Source organism: Enterobacter sp. 4974935 (assembly GCF_058661735.1).
The window spans coordinates 3,442,647-3,461,531 of sequence record NZ_JBZWGT010000003.1; the positions used below are offsets into that span (position 1 = coordinate 3,442,647).

18 protein-coding genes and 1 tRNA gene are annotated in these 18,885 nt (G+C 51.6%); 2 read left to right on the forward strand and 17 right to left on the reverse strand.

Features of this window, described 5'->3' with window-relative positions; genetic code table 11:
- Positions 1-184: 184 nt before the first annotated feature.
- From AC4OVS_RS17790 to proB, 6 genes are all read right to left on the reverse strand, one after another.
- A complete protein-coding gene (locus tag AC4OVS_RS17790; protein WP_097703525.1) occupies positions 185-838 on the reverse strand; it encodes an HNH endonuclease in 654 nt (217 codons plus the stop codon).
- The gene (locus AC4OVS_RS17795; RefSeq protein ID WP_462824826.1) at positions 831-2,078 is read right to left on the reverse strand and encodes an AAA family ATPase; all 1,248 of its coding nucleotides are present in this window, start codon (positions 2,076-2,078) and stop codon (positions 831-833) included. Before AC4OVS_RS17795 ends, AC4OVS_RS17790 begins: the two co-directional genes overlap by 8 nt.
- A 12-nt stretch (positions 2,079-2,090) precedes the next feature.
- Complete coding sequence (locus tag AC4OVS_RS17800) at positions 2,091-3,257, reverse strand: tyrosine-type recombinase/integrase (RefSeq protein ID WP_491922605.1); 1,167 nt, start codon at positions 3,255-3,257, stop codon at positions 2,091-2,093.
- 163 nt (positions 3,258-3,420) lie between these two features.
- A tRNA-Thr gene (locus AC4OVS_RS17805) sits at positions 3,421-3,496 on the reverse strand.
- A gap of 111 nt (positions 3,497-3,607) precedes the next feature.
- Positions 3,608-4,861 (reverse strand): glutamate-5-semialdehyde dehydrogenase, encoded by a 1,254-nt coding sequence (proA, locus tag AC4OVS_RS17810; RefSeq protein ID WP_022647151.1) that lies wholly within the window; start codon positions 4,859-4,861, stop codon positions 3,608-3,610.
- Positions 4,862-4,872: 11 nt separating this feature from the next.
- Positions 4,873-5,976 carry a glutamate 5-kinase gene (gene proB, locus AC4OVS_RS17815; RefSeq protein WP_015571369.1) on the reverse strand — a complete coding sequence of 368 codons (1,104 nt, stop codon included), beginning with the start codon at positions 5,974-5,976 and terminating at the stop codon, positions 4,873-4,875.
- Positions 5,977-6,281: 305 nt separating this feature from the next.
- Between proB and phoE the strand changes: the two genes are divergently transcribed.
- Complete coding sequence (phoE, locus tag AC4OVS_RS17820; RefSeq protein WP_063151178.1) at positions 6,282-7,334, forward strand: phosphoporin PhoE; 1,053 nt, start codon at positions 6,282-6,284, stop codon at positions 7,332-7,334.
- A gap of 131 nt (positions 7,335-7,465) precedes the next feature.
- On the opposite strand, the gene crl is transcribed toward phoE, so the two are convergent.
- The 3 genes from crl to gpt all read right to left on the reverse strand — a co-directional run bounded on the left by crl (position 7,466) and on the right by gpt (position 9,731).
- The gene (crl, locus tag AC4OVS_RS17825; protein ID WP_193543381.1) at positions 7,466-7,867 is read right to left on the reverse strand and encodes a sigma factor-binding protein Crl; all 402 of its coding nucleotides are present in this window, start codon (positions 7,865-7,867) and stop codon (positions 7,466-7,468) included.
- A gap of 56 nt (positions 7,868-7,923) precedes the next feature.
- A complete protein-coding gene (gene frsA, locus AC4OVS_RS17830; protein WP_038415404.1) occupies positions 7,924-9,168 on the reverse strand; it encodes an esterase FrsA in 1,245 nt (414 codons plus the stop codon).
- A gap of 104 nt (positions 9,169-9,272) precedes the next feature.
- Complete coding sequence (gene gpt / locus AC4OVS_RS17835) at positions 9,273-9,731, reverse strand: xanthine phosphoribosyltransferase (protein ID WP_003863205.1); 459 nt, start codon at positions 9,729-9,731, stop codon at positions 9,273-9,275.
- 258 nt (positions 9,732-9,989) lie between these two features.
- Between gpt and pepD the strand changes: the two genes are divergently transcribed.
- Positions 9,990-11,447, forward strand: a complete 1,458-nt coding sequence (gene pepD / locus AC4OVS_RS17840; RefSeq protein WP_126490720.1) for a cytosol nonspecific dipeptidase — start codon at positions 9,990-9,992, stop codon at positions 11,445-11,447.
- Between the two features lie 55 nt (positions 11,448-11,502).
- Here pepD and dinB read toward each other — a convergent pair whose 3' ends face one another.
- The 8 genes from dinB to AC4OVS_RS17880 form a co-directional block, all read right to left on the reverse strand.
- Positions 11,503-12,561, reverse strand: a complete 1,059-nt coding sequence (gene dinB / locus AC4OVS_RS17845; RefSeq protein ID WP_023299391.1) for a DNA polymerase IV — start codon at positions 12,559-12,561, stop codon at positions 11,503-11,505.
- Positions 12,562-12,668: 107 nt separating this feature from the next.
- On the reverse strand, positions 12,669-12,869 hold the full coding sequence (gene nqrM, locus AC4OVS_RS17850; RefSeq protein WP_003863212.1) for a (Na+)-NQR maturation NqrM: 201 nt from the start codon (positions 12,867-12,869) through the stop codon (positions 12,669-12,671).
- A gap of 2 nt (positions 12,870-12,871) precedes the next feature.
- The gene (gene nqrF / locus AC4OVS_RS17855) at positions 12,872-14,095 is read right to left on the reverse strand and encodes an NADH:ubiquinone reductase (Na(+)-transporting) subunit F (protein ID WP_015571374.1); all 1,224 of its coding nucleotides are present in this window, start codon (positions 14,093-14,095) and stop codon (positions 12,872-12,874) included.
- A 10-nt stretch (positions 14,096-14,105) separates the two neighbouring features.
- Positions 14,106-14,702 (reverse strand): NADH:ubiquinone reductase (Na(+)-transporting) subunit E, encoded by a 597-nt coding sequence (gene nqrE / locus AC4OVS_RS17860; RefSeq protein WP_003863217.1) that lies wholly within the window; start codon positions 14,700-14,702, stop codon positions 14,106-14,108.
- Positions 14,703-14,708: 6 nt separating this feature from the next.
- Complete coding sequence (locus AC4OVS_RS17865; RefSeq protein ID WP_003863219.1) at positions 14,709-15,347, reverse strand: NADH:ubiquinone reductase (Na(+)-transporting) subunit D; 639 nt, start codon at positions 15,345-15,347, stop codon at positions 14,709-14,711.
- Positions 15,340-16,134 (reverse strand): Na(+)-translocating NADH-quinone reductase subunit C, encoded by a 795-nt coding sequence (locus AC4OVS_RS17870; protein WP_022647144.1) that lies wholly within the window; start codon positions 16,132-16,134, stop codon positions 15,340-15,342. The genes AC4OVS_RS17865 and AC4OVS_RS17870 overlap by 8 nt, the downstream gene beginning before the upstream one ends.
- The gene (locus AC4OVS_RS17875; RefSeq protein WP_022647143.1) at positions 16,127-17,362 is read right to left on the reverse strand and encodes an NADH:ubiquinone reductase (Na(+)-transporting) subunit B; all 1,236 of its coding nucleotides are present in this window, start codon (positions 17,360-17,362) and stop codon (positions 16,127-16,129) included. The genes AC4OVS_RS17870 and AC4OVS_RS17875 overlap by 8 nt, the downstream gene beginning before the upstream one ends.
- A 2-nt stretch (positions 17,363-17,364) precedes the next feature.
- Positions 17,365-18,708: a Na(+)-translocating NADH-quinone reductase subunit A gene (locus AC4OVS_RS17880; protein WP_063149355.1), complete on the reverse strand. Its 1,344-nt coding sequence runs from the start codon at positions 18,706-18,708 to the stop codon at positions 17,365-17,367.
- Positions 18,709-18,885: the final 177 nt, after the last annotated feature.

Sequence of the window (18,885 nt, forward strand, 5' to 3'; positions counted from 1 at the left end):
TATAAAAGCCATGCATGCATAAGGTGCATGGTTTTGCATGCGTTTTAACGACACTGAATCCCCCGCCAGCGCCAGCACTGGCGCACCCTGAGGCCGGTCATGCACCTGCATTAAAAGCGCCCCCTTAAGCGGGCAGGCGTGGCGGGGAGAGCATTGCGCGCATTCAGCGATTAACAAATAAATCTCACGCAATGAGAATCTCTCTAATCCTGTTAATTATACCTGCCTTCCTAATAAAATTATTTGACTCTACATACTCACTCATTAATGCAGTTAACTCCCCATCATTAACATACTCATCCGATACGCCAAGCCGATGGAAAAATCGGTTTAACTTACAAATCCTCATTGTATTGATACCCTTTAAAGTTTTATCTATATATATTCTCGCGCCGACTTTGTGAATATGTTCATGCCAATTATCAAAATGTGGATGAACTATGATAAACGCGCCACTCGAACGTGGATACATGGCTATTTCGGGATTATTTAAAACCTCATGTTCTTCATTAACCACTTCCTGCGCTCTTTTTATTTCGTTGCAGTCAGCACAAATTACGCAAAGATTTTTTGGCGTATACATATAATCGATTTTTTTTGATTTAGGAATTATATGTTCAACAGTGCAATTGGCTGCGGCTTGTAAAGATAATGGGTTTTTACAAAAAGCACAAAGCCCTCCTTGTTGGATTCGATAGAACTCTCTTATTTCACTTTTAATATTCGTAAAATCATCGTGAGACCAATATAAATGCGAAAATCCATCCTCCGCTTTGATAGATTCAATGGCTGCGAGCTGTTCATCAGTATAAGAATACACCTCATTAATATCAGCCATACACCACCTTCATGTTTTCCAAGGCATTAATTAAATCGTAATTTGGATCTGTTTCTTCTAGATTGTATTTAAAGCCAGAAAGTCTACTTAATGTTTTTTCATCATCTTTATCGAATGATTTATTGGCTCGGATTTTAGCAAACAAATTTATTGCTGTTCTTAAAATATATTCATTTTGGAAGCCTGGAAATTCAAATAGCTCTGCTAGTTGATAATCAGAAGAACGATTATTATAATCTTTAGCATTTATTATCTCAGAATCAGCCATAGGTAAAATATAGCAATTTGAAGACTTTAAATTTGATATCACCAAAGGGGAGTGTGTAGCGATTATAAACTTACAATTATAGAACCCTTCAAATGTATTCATTAACAAATTGATATAACGTTGTTGCCATTCTGGATGCAAACTAATTTCAGGCTCATCAATCAATATGATTGAATTATCGGTTATATTTGCAGCAATGCCCAACAATGAAAGCAATATACATTGTTCCCCGGAACTTGCTCTTCGTAATGAGATGACTCCTTTAGAGTATTTCTCCATTCTTAGATCAATTAATTTAACAATCCCAAGAGAGATCATCTTAAATATGTAGTGGAAAAAATCTATATTTCCCATTGAGTTATTATCTTTAAGGTAATCACTCATTGGGTTCACTGACAATCTAAAGTTATTATTTTTATCACAAATACCTTTAACATATTGAAGGAAACGCATAATTTCCTCAAATTCTTCTTCATTACAATCTAACCTTATCCTTTTATCTCCATCAACTATATAGTAATCATCTTCGATTAGCATATTTTGTCGATATAAATTACTTGGATTAACAATTAATTTATACACATACTCGAAATTGGTTGAAAACCCAATTTCTTCTAACACTATACTGAATCTATGCAAATCTCTAGGGGATGAAACGTATTTCGATATAAAACCTGTTGAAACGGAACTCATCAATGATAGAACATTACTACTTGAACCACCTCTAACACCCACATATGTATAGGTCATTGGTTCATATTTCTTAGGGGATCTTACATTCAGTGGAAAACGATCAAATGCACTTGTAGAAACAGAAATTAAATTTTTGAAATGAAGATCAGAAGCAGAAACTGTTTTAATAACATCCAATAACAATTGACTTTTACCTTCTCCATTCTTACCTATAATTACAAAATACTCATTATCATAAGTATTTAGGATCCCATTCATTAGCATGCTTAGTTTATTCATTTTATTTAAGCCTTAGTGTAAAATTTCATCGCTGTACCATTGCATCATGCACTTTCGATTCGAAATATAATTTGCATGGTTATAAGTTCCTCGAATGTTATTTTTATCCACATGAGCCAACTGGAGTTCAATCCAAGCACTATCAAAGCCTTGCTCATGAAGGATTGTTGAAAGAGTATGTCGAAAACCGTGCCCAGTGACTTTCCCCCCGAATCCAATTCGTTTAATCACTTGGTTGATACTAGCCTCACTCATAGGCTTGTTCGGATCGTTCCGTCCTGGAAAAACATAACGATAGTTTCCTGTCATTATCTTGAGTTCATAGAGTAAATCTAACGCTTGGATCGACAATGGCACAAGATGCGGCCTGCGCATTTTCATCCTTTCAGCAGGAATTTCCCAAATAGCGTTATCCAGATCAAATTCTTGCCATAATGCCGCGCGTAATTCTATGGTTCTCACGCCCGTAATCATCAGTAATTTCGTTGCAATCTGGACAAGCTTACTTCCGGAGTAACCCTCTAATGCGCACAGAAAATCAGGTATCTCATCAGCTTTTAGGAATGGGAAATGATTGGATTGGTGTACTTCGAGAGCGCTGGAGAGATCAGCCGCAGGATTGTACTCCGCCCTACCCGTTGCAATTGCGTAGCGAAACACTTCGGAGCAGCGCTGCCGCACTTTGCGCATTTTCTCCAACGCACCACGTTTCTCAATTTTACGCAGTACGTTCAGCAGCTCTAGCGGTTTAATCTCTCCCACCGGCCTTGTTCCGACATAAGGGAAAATGTCGTTCTTAAACGCTTCCATGATGTCTGATGCATATCCCGCTGACCATTTAGCAGATTTAAGATGATGCCACTCTCTGGCTATCTTTTCGAAGGCGTTCTCTGACTCTGCTTGCAGAGCCAGCTTTTGCTCTTTTCGAACATCACTAGGGTTCTTTCCTTCTGCCACAAGTTTTCGAGCTTCATCACGACGGGAACGAGCATCGGCAAGAGTGATCGTTGGGTAAACGCCTAGCGAGATCATCTTGGGTTTACCGGCATAGCGATAGCGGAACCGCCAGCTCTTGCTTCCATTAGGTTCTATAAGCAATGACAAGCCTTGCCCATCCCCCAGCGTATAGGGTTTATCTTCAGGCTTAGCGCGGCGAATCTGCATATCGTTTAAAGGCATGTGTATAGGAATCCAAGACCGAACAGGAACATATACACAATCCTATACACATTCTTTATCGGATTCTACAGGATGGTCACGGACAACGATGGACTAAAAAGCGGTAAAATCGTTATAAATCAGGGTATTTATGGATGAATACGGACATTTGGGGAAGTTGAGATGGTGCCGATAATAGGAGTCGAACCTACGACCTTCGCATTACGAATGCGCTGCTCTACCAACTGAGCTATATCGGCCCTGAAAGGCCGGTTACGAGCGTAACCACGGGGCAAAAGAGTAGATCTAACCGGGTGATGCGTCAATGCCCTTTTGAATCAAACGGCTATTTTTGCATCACCCGCGATTATTTACGCACGAATGGTATCATCACCGAAGCCGATCCACTTGTAGGTGGTCAGTGCTTCCAGCCCCATCGGACCGCGGGCATGCAGCTTCTGAGTGCTCACAGCCACCTCTGCACCCAGACCAAACTGGCCGCCATCGGTGAAGCGCGTCGAGGCATTCACGTAAACCGCAGACGAATCCACTTCATTCACAAAACGATCGGCATTGCGCAGGGTGCGCGTCAGGATCGCATCAGAATGCTGGGTTCCGTGTTCACGAATGTGCGCAATAGCATCATCGAGATCCGCAACTACCTTCACGTTCAGATCCAGCGACAAATACTCATCGTCGTACTGCTCCGCGTTAACCGGAACGACCTTCGCCGGACCGTCTTTCAGCAGGGCGAGAGCCTTCTCGTCCGCATGCAGCGTAACGCCACTTTCCGCCATCTGCTTGCTCAGCGCTGGCAGGAAGGTACTGGCGATGCCCTGATGCACCAGCAGCGTTTCCACCGTATTGCAGGTGCTTGGACGCTGAGTTTTAGCGTTGACGATAATCTTCAGCGCAGGTTCGATCTCCGCGGTGTCATCCACCACGATATGGCATACGCCGATACCGCCGGTAATGACCGGAATGGTGGAATGCTCACGGCACAGCTTGTGCAGGCCCGCGCCGCCGCGTGGGATGAGCATGTCGATGTGTTTGTCCATGCGCAGCATCTCGTTGACCAGCGCGCGGTCGGGGCTTTCAATCGCCTGCACGGCAGCCGCCGGTAAGCCGCACTCTTCCAGCGCCTGCTGAATGACGTTTACCGTCGCGGCGTTGGTGCGCCAGGTCTCTTTCCCGCCACGCAGGATAGCGGCGTTACCGGTTTTCAGGCACAGGGAGGCAACATCCACCGTCACGTTTGGACGCGCTTCGTAAATCACACCGATGACGCCGAGTGGCACACGACGACGCTCAAGGCGTAACCCGCTGTCGAGCACCCCACCGTCAATCACCTGCCCTACCGGGTCGGCGAGGTTGCACACCTGACGGACGTCATCGGCGATACCTTTCAGACGCGCCGGGGTCAATGCCAGACGGTCGAGCATCGCTTCGCTCAAGCCGTTGCGACGCGCTTCCAGCAGATCCTGCTCGTTGGCGAGCAAAATTTCCTGCGACTGGGATTCCAGATAATCAGCGATTTTTTCCAGCACGCGGTTTTTCTCGCGGCTGGAAAGGAGCGCCAGTTTATACGAGGCGGCTTTCGCGGCTGCGCCCATTTGTTCCAGCATGTTCTGGCTCCTTAACGAATAATCATGTCGTCGCGATGCACGGCAACCGGGCCATATTCATAGCCCAGGATGGCGTCGATCTGCTGGGAATGGTGGCCAGCAATCCGACGCAGCGCGTCGCTGTTATAACGGCTTACGCCATGAGCGATGTCGCGACCTTCAAGGTTACGGATTCGGATCACTTCACCACGCGAGAAGTTGCCTGTCACGCTTTTAATTCCTTTTGGAAGCAACGAGCTTCCTCTTTCCAGAATAGCGGCGGTCGCGCCTTCATCCACGGTCAATTCACCAGCCGGGGGCGCGCCAAAGATCCAGCGTTTGCGGTTTTCCAGCGGGGACGCCTGGGCGTGGAAGCGTGTGCCCACAGAGATGCCTTCCATCACATCACCTATCACGCCCGGACGGCTGCCCGCGGCAATGATGGTGTCGATACCGGCACGGCACGCCACGTCCGCGGCCTGGAGCTTGGTGCCCATACCGCCTGTCCCAAGACCAGAAACGCTGTCTCCCGCAATGGCACGCAGCGCATCGTCAATGCCGTGAACGTCTTTGATCAGTTCTGCCTGTGGATTGGAACGCGGGTCAGCGGTAAACAGCCCCTGCTGATCGGTCAGAAGCAGCAGCTTATCGGCCCCTGCCAGGATCGCCGCCAGCGCAGAGAGGTTATCGTTGTCGCCTACTTTGATTTCAGCGGTGGCAACAGCGTCGTTTTCGTTGATGACCGGAACGATATGGTTATCCAGCAGCGCGCGCAGCGTATCGCGGGCGTTCAGGAAACGTTCTCTGTCTTCCATATCCGCACGCGTCAGCAGCATCTGCCCGACGTGAATGCCATAAATGGAGAACAGTTGTTCCCAGAGCTGTATGAGTCGGCTTTGTCCTACGGCGGCCAGCAGCTGTTTGGAGGCGATCGTCGCGGGGAGTTCGGGGTAGCCCAGGTGTTCACGCCCGGCGGCAATCGCCCCGGAGGTCACAATCACAATACGATGCCCTGCGGCATGCAACTGAGCGCACTGACGTACAAGCTCAACGATATGGGCACGATTAAGGCGGCGTGATCCGCCTGTTAACACACTGGTACCGAGTTTTACCACCAGCGTCTGGCTGTCACTCATGATTCTCTGCCGTTCAACAATAAGGGAAAATGATGTCAGTCAGACGTTTTAACAGGTGTCAGCCCCGTTGCCAACTGCCTTAGCACATCACCCGTCACTTTGTTGCGCGGGATCAGGAAGCGTAGCGGCAGATTTTGACAATTTTATTACCGAAAAATTAAAACATACTTTTTTAGACATATTCTTACTTTGTCATAAAACGTTCACCCACTAACGATAAAACCCTTCCTGTTTTTCACGGGGTAATAAGTTGAATCTTACTGCTCAGCGAATATTAGCGCGTTTTTATAAAATCAGGATTGAAAATGAAAAAGAGCACTCTGGCATTAGTGGTAATGGGCGTAGTTGCATCCACATCTGTTCACGCAGCAGAAGTTTATAATAAAAACGGTAATAAACTGGACGTGTACGGCAAAGTAAAAGCAATGCACTACCTCAGTGATGATGACGCGAAGGATGGTGACCAGACTTACGTTCGTTTTGGCTTTAAGGGTGAAACGCAGATTAACGATCAGCTGACGGGCTACGGACGTTGGGAAGCAGAGTTCGCGGGTAACAAAGCAGAAAGCGACTCTTCTCAAAAAACGCGCCTGGCATTTGCGGGTATTAAACTGAAAGATTTTGGTTCTTTTGATTACGGTCGTAATCTGGGTGCGCTGTATGACGTCGCCGCATACACCGATATGTTCCCGGAGTTCGGCGGTGACGGCCTGGCGCAGACCGATAACTTCATGACGAAACGCGCTTCCGGTCTGGCTACATACCGTAATACCGATTTCTTTGGCATGGTTGACGGTCTTAATATGACCCTGCAATACCAGGGTAAAAATGAAAACCGCGACGTGAAGAAGCAAAACGGCGACGGCTTCGGTACCTCCCTGAGCTATGACTTTGGCGGCAGCGATTTCTCTGTGATTGGTGCGTATGCCAACTCCGATCGCACCAATGAGCAAAACCTTCAGGCACGCGGCGAAGGTAAAAAAGCAGAAGGCTGGGCGACCGGTCTGAAATATGATGCCAACGATATATATCTGGCCACTCTCTATTCTGAAACCCGCAATATGGCCCCTATTTCCGGTGGCTTTGCAAATAAAGCGCAAAACTTCGAAGTGGTTGCGCAATATCAGTTTGACTTTGGTCTGCGCCCATCTCTGGGTTACGTCCAGTCTAAAGGCAAAGATATCGAAGGCATTGGCGATGAAGATATCGTGAAATACATCGATGTAGGTGCAACCTATTATTTCAACAAAAACATGTCTGCGTTTGTTGATTATAAAATCAACCAGATCGATGACGATAATAAACTGGGCGTAAGCAGCGATGATATCGTTGCGCTGGGCATGACCTACCAGTTCTGATGTTGTGGTAATAAAAAAACCGGCGCTGAGCCGGTTTTTTTGTGCCCGGTGACGCTGTGCTTACCGGACCTGGGGAGTAATACGTTTTTAGGCCGGGTAAGGCGTAGCCGCCACCCGGCGCTGTGACATCATCAGGCTCTCAGTTTCACCGCTTCGCTGGAAAAATCGTCCGCAGGCTCCAGCTTCAGATCCAGCGTTGCCAGCAGGTCGCGAGCTCTGCTGTGAAATTCTTTTAGCGTATGCTCCAGGCGATCGATCACTTCCTGATCTTTGATGCTCGTCGCCTGCCAGTGCCCGTCTTTATTAAACAGGCCAAACTGATAGCTATAGGTAAAACGGTTTTCCTGTGCTTCCATTTCCATCCACCAGCCCCAGAACTCACGTTTTTCGGGTGCAGGCTTCACGTTGACGCAAACAGCCAGGCAGTCGAAAAAAAAGCGATTCTCTTCACACTGCTCTTCTCGAATATACGGGCCAAGAGCCATGAACTTCTTAATCAGTCTACTTTTCGGGTGTCCACTCGGTAACGTCATTGCGATCTCCTTTTGTGAAGCACTGTTTTACCAAACCAACGAAATTTAGCAAACTATTAACACAATCTCTGCGTGATCCAGCGTGTGATCTCTTTAAGCGCTTTGTCAAAATTCTGGTACACCGGGCTGAAGGGTACCTCCAGCAATTTGCCATCCGAAGATGACGAGGTGATTAAGCGTGACTCCTCTTCCGGGCTAAATGGATCGTTCTTCCAGAAACCGGACATCATCGGGGTTGGGCAACGGCGGCCCAGCAAGCCCTGCGTTTTTAATGAATACCGATTAAGTTCAATGCGTAACGCTTCATCTGAAGCATCATGCATGCCAAGTCGGCTCGCCAGCACGTCCAGATACATTTCAGGAACGCTACCCTGACGCGCAGGATCGCTTAACAGTGCATGCACTACCGGGCCAAGACAGGCGACGGCCTTCAGGCGGGAAGATTCAAGGTAGGCCAGCCGTACCGCGACGTTAGCGCCAAAGCGGAAGCCAAACGCACCTACCCGGGTATGGTCAACCCAGGGGATATTCTCCAGCGCTTTTAATGCATGCTGGTGCAGCAGGCTGGAGTCTTGCGTAAGTTTCCATTTGGATGAAAAACCAATTGATGGCATATCGAGCGTCAGCATGGCGATCCCGTTTGGGGCAAAGTAGCGCTCATACAGGCTGTAATAATCAATTTGTAACGAATCCAGGCCGCCGCACATCAGAACCGTCGGGAACGGGCCTTCCCCCTCCGGCATATGCAGGAATCCAGTCACCGGGCTACCGCCGGGAATGGCGAACTCAATTTCACGCATCCGGCCAGGCAGCCGCTGGGCGGCCTCTTCATAAGCCCGGTTTGCCAGCGCCTGGGCCTGCTCCGCCAGTTCGTCTCCTTTCAGATGCGGGTATGCAGCGATGCTGTAAAGGTTTGCCGCATGCAGCCAGTGTTTGCCGCTGAGAGTGGCATCTTCTTCCTGGCTCGCTTTTTGCTGCCAGAGCATGGCCTGCTTTGACCATTCGTAGATCCAGTTCCCACCACGGTAGCCCACCACCGTGTCGTAGAGATCGCTGTCGGTGCGCTCAGACTCGCTCATCACGATACGCGCCTGCACGTCGAGGATTTCACGTGGATCGATACCGCGCCAGATCCACATCAGGCGATTAATCATGCGGTACCAGTGGGGCACGTTTTTACCATCTAGCGCTGACTGAACAGCAGGCATCGTCCCCGGATTAAAACGACGCACCAGCGTCGAGGTTTCAGGGTGCTTGAAACGGGGTTTGAAAAGAGTTTCGGTGAGATTCGCCTGCGCCATTGCGTTGCCTCCATGGATACATCACTTGGAGACCATTGTAACGCGTGGCAGGCCAAAAAGAACAACGCCCGGCATAACCGGGCGTGTAAAGTTACGTACTGAAATTAACGGCCAGAAATAGGCGGTACGAAGACCACGCCCATATCCCATGGCTGTTCAATCCAGGTATCCTGCGGGATATCAATGACGTAATCATCAACCAGGGGACGACCCGCTGGTTTCGCGAAGATAGTGACGAAGTGCGCTTTTGGATACATTTCGCGGATAGCCACAGCGGTACCGCCGGTGTCCACCAGATCGTCGATAACGATAAAGCCTTCACCGTCGCCTTCCGCGCGCTTCAGCACTTTCAGCTCACGCTGGTTATCGTGGTCATAGCTGGAGATACATACGGTATCGACATGACGAATACCCAGCTCACGTGCCAGCAGCGCCCCCGGTACCAGACCGCCACGGCTGACGGCAATAATGCCTTTCCACTGTTCGGAAGGCATCAGACGCGCAGCCAGTTTGCGTGCGTGAATCTGCAACATGTCCCAGGTGACGACGTATTTTTCGCTCATGTGAAGTGTCCCAGCCTGTTTATATACGGCTTAAAAAAATGAGGGTGAACCAGGTTGCGCGAGATTATAGAGATCTGACGCACTAAAAACCAGTGTTACGCGCCATGAGCCTGAGTTTTTACATGCTTAATGCTACCAGCCACGGGAGAAAGTGGTATTCTCAGATGCATCTCGCAAGCCCGTCTTGTGGTAACGATTAACCTGCTAACCCAGTGACCTGCAACATTGTTTTGCAGCGAAACGACAAGGAGACCTATCGTGTCTGAACTGTCTCAATTATCTCCACAGCCGCTGTGGGATATTTTTGCCAAAATCTGCTCCATTCCGCACCCTTCCTATCACGAAGAACAGCTTGCCGAACATATTATGGGCTGGGCAAAGGAAAAAGGTCTGCACGCTGAGCGCGACCAGGTTGGCAATATTCTCATCCGCAAACCTGCCACCGCAGGTATGGAAAACCGTAAGCCAGTGGTATTGCAGGCGCACCTGGACATGGTTCCGCAGAAAAACAACGACACCGTTCACGACTTCACAAAAGACCCGATTCAGCCGTACATCGACGGTGAGTGGGTGAAGGCGCGCGGCACGACCCTGGGCGCAGATAACGGTATTGGTATGGCTTCCGCGCTGGCCGTGCTGGCTGACGACAGCGTTGAACACGGTCCGCTGGAAGTGCTGCTGACCATGACTGAAGAAGCGGGCATGGATGGCGCGTTCGGTCTCCAGGCAAACTGGCTGCAAGCGGACATTCTGATCAACACCGACTCCGAAGAAGAAGGTGAGATCTACATGGGCTGCGCGGGCGGGATCGATTTCATCTCTACCCTGCAGCTGTCCCGCGAAGCGATTCCTGCCGGTTTCGAGACCTTTAAGCTGACGCTGAAAGGGCTGAAAGGCGGTCACTCCGGCGGCGATATCCACCTGGGCCTGGGCAACGCCAACAAACTGCTGGCGCGTTTCCTGGCGGGCCATGCCGCTGAACTGGATCTGCGTCTGGTGGACTTCAACGGCGGCACTCTGCGTAACGCGATCCCTCGCGAAGCCTTCGCGACCGTGGCGGTGCCTGCGGCGAAAGCGGATGAGCTGAAAAACCTCTCCAGCCTGTATCTGGATATCCTGAAAAACGAGCTGTCTGAGAAAGAGAAAAACCTGACGGTGGTACTGGAGTCCGTTACAACGGATAAAGCCGCACTGACCACTCAGTCTCGTGACACGTTCGTCCAGTTGCTGAACGCAACGCCAAACGGCGTGATCCGCAATTCTGACGTCGCAAAAGGCGTGGTTGAAACCTCCCTGAACGTGGGCGTAGTGACCATGGGCGACGACAGCGCAGAGATCATTTGCCTGATCCGTTCCCTGATCGACAGCGGTAAAGAGTACGTTGTGAGCATGCTGGAATCTCTGGGTACCCTGGCGGGCGCGAAAACGTCTGCAAAAGGCAGCTACCCTGGCTGGCAGCCGGATGCAAGTTCTCCGGTCATGGCACTGGTGCGTGAAACTTATCAGAGACTGTTCAACAGCACCCCGAACATTCAGGTTATTCATGCGGGTCTGGAATGTGGTCTGTTCAAGAAACCGTATCCGGATATGGACATGGTCTCCATCGGGCCGACCATCACGGGGCCACACTCCCCGGATGAGCAGGTTCACATTGAAAGCGTCGGTCACTACTGGACGCTGCTGACTGAGCTGCTGAAAGCAATCCCTGTTAAGTAATAAGCCGTTTGATGCCCGGTGGCGCTTCGCTTACCGGGCATACGATTAGCCTAATCTACAGTCCCAGCACCAGCTGACGCTCCAGCTGCGGATCCAGCAAGGTGACGTGCAGCCCCACCAGCCTTACCCCTCGTCCGCCCCGCCGCTCTTCCCATGCCTTTTTTGCCGTCGCAATAAGATCCTCTTTGTTGAGGCGTGGCCAGACGTGCTCCTGCGTCGTCTGCTGAAAATCGTTAAATTTCAGTTTGATGCCCTGCCGGGCAATAAGCAGATCTGGTTTGACCTTCAGTAAGCGTCGTTCAAGCTCAGGATAGAGTTGTTCCGTAATAATGGTTTCACACTCTGTCCAGTCATGGATATCTTCGCTCAGCGTGCGTTCAACGCCGACCGATTTACGCAGCCGTTCGTTGTTCACATCCCGATCATCAATGCCCTGACTGCGTTCCCACAGTACGCGGCCAAACTTACCAAAACGCTTAAGCAGCAGCGCCAGATCGCTGCGCTGAACGTCTTCACAGGTGCGTAGCCCCATACTTTCCAGCTTCGCGGCGGAGACTTTGCCCACGCCGGGGATTTTGCTGAGCGGCAGCGTCTTTAAAAACGCCGGAACCTCTTCCGGGGTGATGACGTACTGGCCGTTGGGCTTATTTAAATCGGAGGCGATTTTGGCGAGAAATTTTATCGGCGCGACGCCTGCCGATGCCGTCAGGTTCAGCTCGTTAAAAATAGTCTGGCGGATCTCCTGCGCCATCAGGGTGGCGGAGCCGTGGCAGTGCACGCTGTGGGTGACATCCAGATAGGCTTCATCCAGCGATAACGGTTCAATCAGAGAGGTGTAGCGGGAGAAGATCTCCCGAATGTGGTTCGATGCTTCTTTATAGGCATCAAAACGTCCGGGCAAAAGAGTGAGATGCGGGCACAGTTTTAGCGCCATCGCTGTCGGCATGGCGCTGCGCACACCGTATTTGCGAGCAGGATAGTTGGCGGTGCTGATGACACCGCGCTGAACCCGGCTGCCGCCAATGGCGATGGGAATATCCCGCAGCGCCGGGTTGTCACGCATCTCCACTGCGGCAAAAAAGCAGTCCATATCGACATGGATTATTTTGCGCATAGTAAGCCCTCACTCATTACTGGATAAGTATACAGTAAACAAATGAGGGTTGAGAAGTATGCGTGGGAATTGTCGGGTGGCGGCGTTGCCTTACCCGACATACAAAACTAAATAATGCGTTGCTGCTCGCGAGCCATCCGTTTTTTTCGCGCATCGCACGGTTCCGGACAATCGCACACTTTTTCCATTCCGATGGAAGATATACCTCCACAGCTGCCCTGGATGCTTTTACGCTTGATGATCCAACCTAAGGACATCCCGAATATCACCAGTACAAACACCGCAAAGGTCGCCAGAAAGGTCAGCATAATCAGCCTCCGAAATCATCGAGCATGATGTTCTCATCTTCCACGCCAAGATCTTTTAGCATCTTAATCACGGCAGCGTTCATCATTGGCGGGCCACACATATAAAACTCGCAATCTTCCGGTGCCGGGTGCTGTTTGAGGTAATTTTCATACAGCACGTTGTGGATGAAGCCCGTATAACCTGTCCAGTTATCTTCCGGCTGCGGATCGGATAACGCCACATGGAAGGTAAAGTTAGGGTTATCACGTGCCAGTTGTTCAAACTCATCGTCATAGAACATTTCGCGCAGTGAACGCGCCCCGTACCAGAAGCTGATCTTGCGCTTGCTGCCAAGGCGTTTGAGCTGGTCAAAGATATGCGAACGCATCGGCGCCATACCCGCACCGCCGCCGATAAAGACCATTTCCGCGTCGGTGTCTTTGGCAAAGAATTCGCCGAACGGGCCGGAAATCGTCACTTTGTCACCAGGCTTGAGGGACCAGATATAGGACGACATGACGCCAGGGGGGGCATCAGGCACATTCGGCGGCGGCGTGGCGATACGCACGTTGAGCATAATAATGCCCTTCTCTTCCGGATAGTTAGCCATGGAATAAGCGCGAAGCGCGGGCTCTTTTACTTCGGAAACAAAGCGGAAGAGGTTAAATTTATCCCAGTCGGCCCGGTACTCCTCGGGCACGTCGAAGTCAGCATACGCCACGGTGTGTGCCGGACAATCAATCTGGATATACCCACCCGCACGGAACGGGACGCTCTCCCCTTCAGGAACGCGCAGCTTGAGCTCTTTAATGAACGTGGCTTTATTATCGTTAGAGATAACTTCGCACTCCCATTTTTTCACGCCGAAGATCTCCTCCGGCAGCTCAATCTTCATGTTCTGGCGCACAGCGACCTGACACGCCAGACGGCAGCCCTCTTTCGCTTCACGCTTCGTGATATGCGACAGTTCTGTTGGCAGAATATCACCGCCTCCCTCTTTCACCGTCACACGGCACTGTCCACAGGAGCCACCGCCGCCACAGGCAGACGAGACAAAAATCCCGTTGCCGGAGAGCGTGTTAAGCAGCTTATCCCCTGCCGGGGTACGGATCTGATTCTGCGGATCGTCATTGATATCAATGATCACATCCCCGGAATTCACCAGCTTCGCACGCGCTGCCAGGATCAGCCCTGACAGCACCAGTACTATCAGCGTGAACATCACCACGCCAAGAATAATTTCCATCTTTTAGCCCTTATAGCTGCACACCGGAGAAGGACATAAAGCCCAACGCCATCAGGCCGGTGGTGATAAAGGTGATCCCTAAGCCACGAAGCCCCGCAGGTACGTTGGCATATTTCATTTTTTCACGGATCCCCGCCATGGTGACAATCGCCAGCATCCAGCCGATACCGGAACCGAAACCATACACAACCGATTCACTGAAGTTGTAATCGCGCTGAACCATAAATGAGACGCCGCCGAAAATGGCGCAGTTCACCGCGATTAGCGGCAGGAAGATCCCCAGTGCGTTGTACAGCGACGGGAAGTATTTATCGAGGATCATCTCCAGGATCTGAACAAGCGCCGCAATCACCCCGATAAAGGTGATGAAGTTCAGGAAGCTAAGATCAACGCCCTCCACCAGCGCGCCATCGCGAAGCACGAAGTTGAACACCAGGTTGTTAATCGGAACGGAAAGCCCCAGCACAACAGTGACCGCCACACCCAGACCGAATGCCGTCGATACCTTCTTAGAAACAGCAAGGAACGTACACATGCCCAGGAAGAAAGCGAGCGCCATGTTTTCAACAAACACCGCGCGCACAAATAAACTCAGGTAATGAGCCATCGTCGGTTACTCCTTTTCCTGCTGTTCAGGCTTCAGCGTACGAATCAGCCAGATCAGCAAACCGATAATGAAAAATGCGCTTGGTGCCAGCAGGAACAGGCCGTTCGGCAGATACCAGCCGCCGTTCTGTACCGTATCCAGCACCGGAATGCCAAACAGTTTGCCGCTGCCAATAAGTTCGCGCAGGAAACCAACCGTCAACAGGATCACGCCATAACCCAGCCCGTTGCCGATACCGTCCATAAAGCTCGCCAGTGGCGGCATTTTCATCGCATAGGCTTCAGCGCGCCCCATCACGATACAGTTGGTGATAATCAGGCCGACAAACACCGAAAGCTGCTTCGAGGTTTCATAAGCGAAGGCGCGCAGAAGCTGATCAACCACGATCACCAGCGAGGCGATGATCGCCATCTGGACAATGATCCTCACGCTGTTGGGTATGTGGTGGCGGATCATTGAGATAAACATGCTGGAAAACGCTGTCACCAGCGTTACCGCCAGCGTCATGACCACCGCCGTTTCCAGCTTGGTGGTTACCGCCAGAGCCGAGCATACGCCCAGCACCTGAAGCGTTATCGGGTTATTGGCTAAAAGTGGGCCAATCAGCACCTTTTTAACTTCTTTCAGTTCACCCGTATCAGCCATTGTTCAGCGCTCCTTCACGTACATTCTTCAGGAAGGGACCAAAGCCCAGTTCACCCATCCAGAAATCAAAGCTGTGCTGCACCCCATTAGAGGTGAGCGTAGCGCCGGAAAGGCCATCAACGGCAAATTCATCACCGGGACGCGCTCCTCCTTTCACCACCTTCAGCGCAGGCTGGCCGTTGTCATCGAGCACTTTTTTACCGACAAACTGTGCCCGCCAGTTAGGGTTCTCAACTTCGCCCCCCAGCCCTGGTGTTTCGCCCTGATCGTAATATGTAATGCCTTTGACCGTACGGCCATCGGTATCCAGCGCCACAAAGGCGTACATCATTGACCATAAACCGTTGCCATAGATGGGCAACACGATTTCCTGGATGCGCTTTTGCTCGTCGCGGACGAGGTAAATCTCCGCGACATTGCTGCGGCGCTTAATGCCTGCCGGATCCTGCGAGGCGTCAAGCATGGTGCTCATCTGCGGATCTTTTAGCGCCAGCGCCTGGTTATATTTCGCCGGGTCTTTATCCATTAACTCCCCGGTTTTTAAATCCACCAGCCGTGCGGTAATGCGTTCGGCAAACACCGCTGCGACGTCATCCTTCGTCATGCCTTCCTGCATCAGCCCGGCAACGGCAAGGATGTTACGCTGTTTATCCAGCGCACGTTGCTCCTGCTGTAGCGGTTTCAACCCAACGGCAGAACCGGCCACGACAATGGAACAGACCAGACACAGTACCAGCACCACCAGCAGCGTTTTGCTGATACTGTCGTTATTTTTGATCTCAGCCACGCGCCTTCCTCCGCTTAATGTTGGCGCGCACGACCAGGTAGTCGAACAGCGGCGCAAACAGATTGGCAAACAGAATGGCCAACATCATCCCTTCCGGATAGGCCGGGTTGACCACGCGAATCAGTACACACATCACCCCAATGAGCGCGCCGTAGCACCATTTTCCTCTGTCGGTAAACGAAGCCGAGACGGGATCGGTGGCCATGAACATCATGCCAAACGCAAAGCCTCCCAGCACGAGGTGCCAGTACCACGGCATGGAGAACATCGGGTTAGTGTCTGAACCAATGAAATTGAAAAGCGTGGCGGTGAGGACCATCCCAAGCATGACGCCAGCGACAATGCGCCAGGACGCCACGCGGCCAAAGAGGATGATGGCTCCGCCGATCAAAATCATCAGGGTAGACACTTCACCGATGGAGCCTGGAATATTGCCAATAAACGCATCAAACCAGGTGACAGGCTGTCCGGTTGCATTGTTAACCAGCGTTTCGCCGCCGCCAGCCGCCCACTGTGAAAGTGGCGTTGCGCCGGAGAATCCGTCTGCTGCCGTCCACACCAGGTCGCCCGAGATTTGCGCCGGATAAGCAAAGAACAGGAACGCGCGCCCTGCCAGTGCCGGGTTGAGGAAGTTGCGTCCGGTCCCGCCGAAGATCTCCTTGGCAATCACCACGCCAAAGCTGATCCCCATCGCCGCCTGCCAGAGCGGCAGCGTTGGCGGAACAATCAGCGCAAACAGAATAGAGGTAACAAAGAAGCCTTCGTTTATCTCATGTTTGCGAATAATAGCGAACAGAACCTCCCAGAAACCGCCCACAATAAAGACAGTCATATAGATGGGGAGAAAGAAGACAGCGCCCAGCGTCATCATGCTGATCCAGCCTGCATCTGCCGCAAAGCTCACCCCCAGCGACTGCGCCAGACGATAGTGCCAGTCAGACTGAATCACCTGCGCCAGCTGCTCTGCATCGTACATATGGTGCAGCGCCGGAATAGTCTGCAACCCAACGTTATACATCCCCCAGAACATGGCCGGGAAGACCGCAAACCAGACCAGAATCATCATTCGCTTGAGGTCGATGGCGTCGCGAACGTGCGCCGCGCCTTTCGTCACCAGACCCGGCGTGTAGAAAATGGTCGTTGTCGCTTCATACAGCGGGTAGTACTTTTTGAGCTTCCCTTCGGTAAAGTGCGGCTCAATTTTTTCAAAGAGGTGTTTTAAGCCCATGGTTATCCTTCCTGCTCAATGCGGGTTAACACCTCGCGCAATACGGGTCCATATTCGTATTTACCTGGACACACATAGGTACACAGCGCCAGATCTTCTTCGTCCAGCTCCAGACAGCCCAGCGCCTGGGCACCGTCGGTATCGCCGGCCAGCAGATCGCGCAGCAGCACAGTGGGCAGAATATCCAGCGGCATCACGCGTTCGTAGTTGCCAATCGGGACCATGGCGCGCTCACCGCCGTTGGTGCTGGTGGAGAAGTTAAACAGCTTACGACGCAAAAAGTGGCCGAGCGTGGTACGGGTTACCGAGTATTTTTCTGCGCCAGGCAGCACCCAGCCGAACAGCTCTTTCTCGCGCCCTTCAAGCACCACGCTCACCTGAAGATGGAAACGACCCAGCCAGGCCATCGGGCCTGTCGCGTGTCTGCCGCTCAGCACCGAGCCGGAAATAATGCGGTTCTCACCCTCTTTCGTTTCGCCAGCCAACAGCGCCGTCAGGTCTGCCCCAAGCAGCGTGCGAACCAGACGCGGTTGGGTTGCCTGAGGGCCGCCGATGGCAATAATGCGTTCTGCGCACAGCTCACCCCTGGTGAAGAGCTTACCGATAGCGATCACGTCCTGATAATTAAGATGCCAGACCTGTTTCGTCAGGCTTACCGGCTCCAGGAAATGAATATGCGTTCCCACCAGTCCGGCCGGATGCGGGCCGGCAAATTCATTAAAGGCGACCTGCCCTTGAGGATGCCCGCCCAGCTTACCGCCGCTGGCCTGGCAGACATGCACTTTGCCCGGCGTCAGGCGCGTTAACACGGTGAGGCCGGCATCGAAAGCTTTGCGTTCCGCCAGGATAAGAGGCTGCGGATCCGCGCTGAGCGGGTTGGTGTCGATGGCCGTAACGAAGATAGCGGCTGGCACAGTGCCAGGTACGGGCGTTTTGCTATAGGGACGCGTGCGAAGCGCCGTCCACAGTCCTGACTCCAGCAGTTGCGTCTGCACCGCGTCGTGGCTGAGGGTAGCGAGATCGGCGGCGTCAAAACGCGCAAACTCGCGTTTCTCATCGCCTTCAATTTGAATGACAACCGACTGCAGGACGCGACGCTCACCACGATGGATTGCGACGACGGTACCGCTGGCAGGGGCTGTAAACATAACGCCAGGATTTTTTTTATCCTCGAAGAGTGCCTGGCCTTTTATTACACGATCGCCTTCCTGTACAAGCATCGCGGGGCGCATGCCCACGTAATCATCACCCACAATAGCGACATGATGAATACTGGCGCCGGTCGTTACGTGCTGTTCAGGCACGCCAGAGATTGGCAGATCGAGTCCTTTTCTGATTCTAAACATGTGGTTAGCAGGTATCCATGAACAACAATCCAGAGAGGCCGGAGTGTACCATTTTCGGCCCTGCCAGGGGCAGTAAATCCGCCGTCTGGCGCGCCGAAATGCGAGCTATTGCGCAAAGTTCCTGGAGTCAGGACGATATGAATGGGTTATAAAGTAAAACTAATTTGTAAACGCAAA

What these genes read in the sequence shown, in the direction of transcription:
- AC4OVS_RS17790 (WP_097703525.1), bottom strand. Translation starts at nt 838, where the DNA reads ATGGCTGATATTAATGAGGTGTATTCTTATACTGATGAACAGCTCGCA.
- AC4OVS_RS17795 (WP_462824826.1), bottom strand. Translation starts at nt 2,078, where the DNA reads ATGAATAAACTAAGCATGCTAATGAATGGGATCCTAAATACTTATGAT.
- AC4OVS_RS17800 (WP_491922605.1), bottom strand. Translation starts at nt 3,257, where the DNA reads ATGCCTTTAAACGATATGCAGATTCGCCGCGCTAAGCCTGAAGATAAA.
- proA (WP_022647151.1), bottom strand. Translation starts at nt 4,861, where the DNA reads ATGCTGGAACAAATGGGCGCAGCCGCGAAAGCCGCCTCGTATAAACTG.
- proB (WP_015571369.1), bottom strand. Translation starts at nt 5,976, where the DNA reads ATGAGTGACAGCCAGACGCTGGTGGTAAAACTCGGTACCAGTGTGTTA.
- phoE (WP_063151178.1), top strand. Translation starts at nt 6,282, where the DNA reads ATGAAAAAGAGCACTCTGGCATTAGTGGTAATGGGCGTAGTTGCATCC.
- crl (WP_193543381.1), bottom strand. Translation starts at nt 7,867, where the DNA reads ATGACGTTACCGAGTGGACACCCGAAAAGTAGACTGATTAAGAAGTTC.
- frsA (WP_038415404.1), bottom strand. Translation starts at nt 9,168, where the DNA reads ATGGCGCAGGCGAATCTCACCGAAACTCTTTTCAAACCCCGTTTCAAG.
- gpt (WP_003863205.1), bottom strand. Translation starts at nt 9,731, where the DNA reads ATGAGCGAAAAATACGTCGTCACCTGGGACATGTTGCAGATTCACGCA.
- dinB (WP_023299391.1), bottom strand. Translation starts at nt 12,561, where the DNA reads ATGCGCAAAATAATCCATGTCGATATGGACTGCTTTTTTGCCGCAGTG.
- nqrM (WP_003863212.1), bottom strand. Translation starts at nt 12,869, where the DNA reads ATGCTGACCTTTCTGGCGACCTTTGCGGTGTTTGTACTGGTGATATTC.
- nqrF (WP_015571374.1), bottom strand. Translation starts at nt 14,095, where the DNA reads ATGGAAATTATTCTTGGCGTGGTGATGTTCACGCTGATAGTACTGGTG.
- nqrE (WP_003863217.1), bottom strand. Translation starts at nt 14,702, where the DNA reads ATGGCTCATTACCTGAGTTTATTTGTGCGCGCGGTGTTTGTTGAAAAC.
- AC4OVS_RS17865 (WP_003863219.1), bottom strand. Translation starts at nt 15,347, where the DNA reads ATGGCTGATACGGGTGAACTGAAAGAAGTTAAAAAGGTGCTGATTGGC.
- AC4OVS_RS17875 (WP_022647143.1), bottom strand. Translation starts at nt 17,362, where the DNA reads ATGGGCTTAAAACACCTCTTTGAAAAAATTGAGCCGCACTTTACCGAA.
- AC4OVS_RS17880 (WP_063149355.1), bottom strand. Translation starts at nt 18,708, where the DNA reads ATGTTTAGAATCAGAAAAGGACTCGATCTGCCAATCTCTGGCGTGCCT.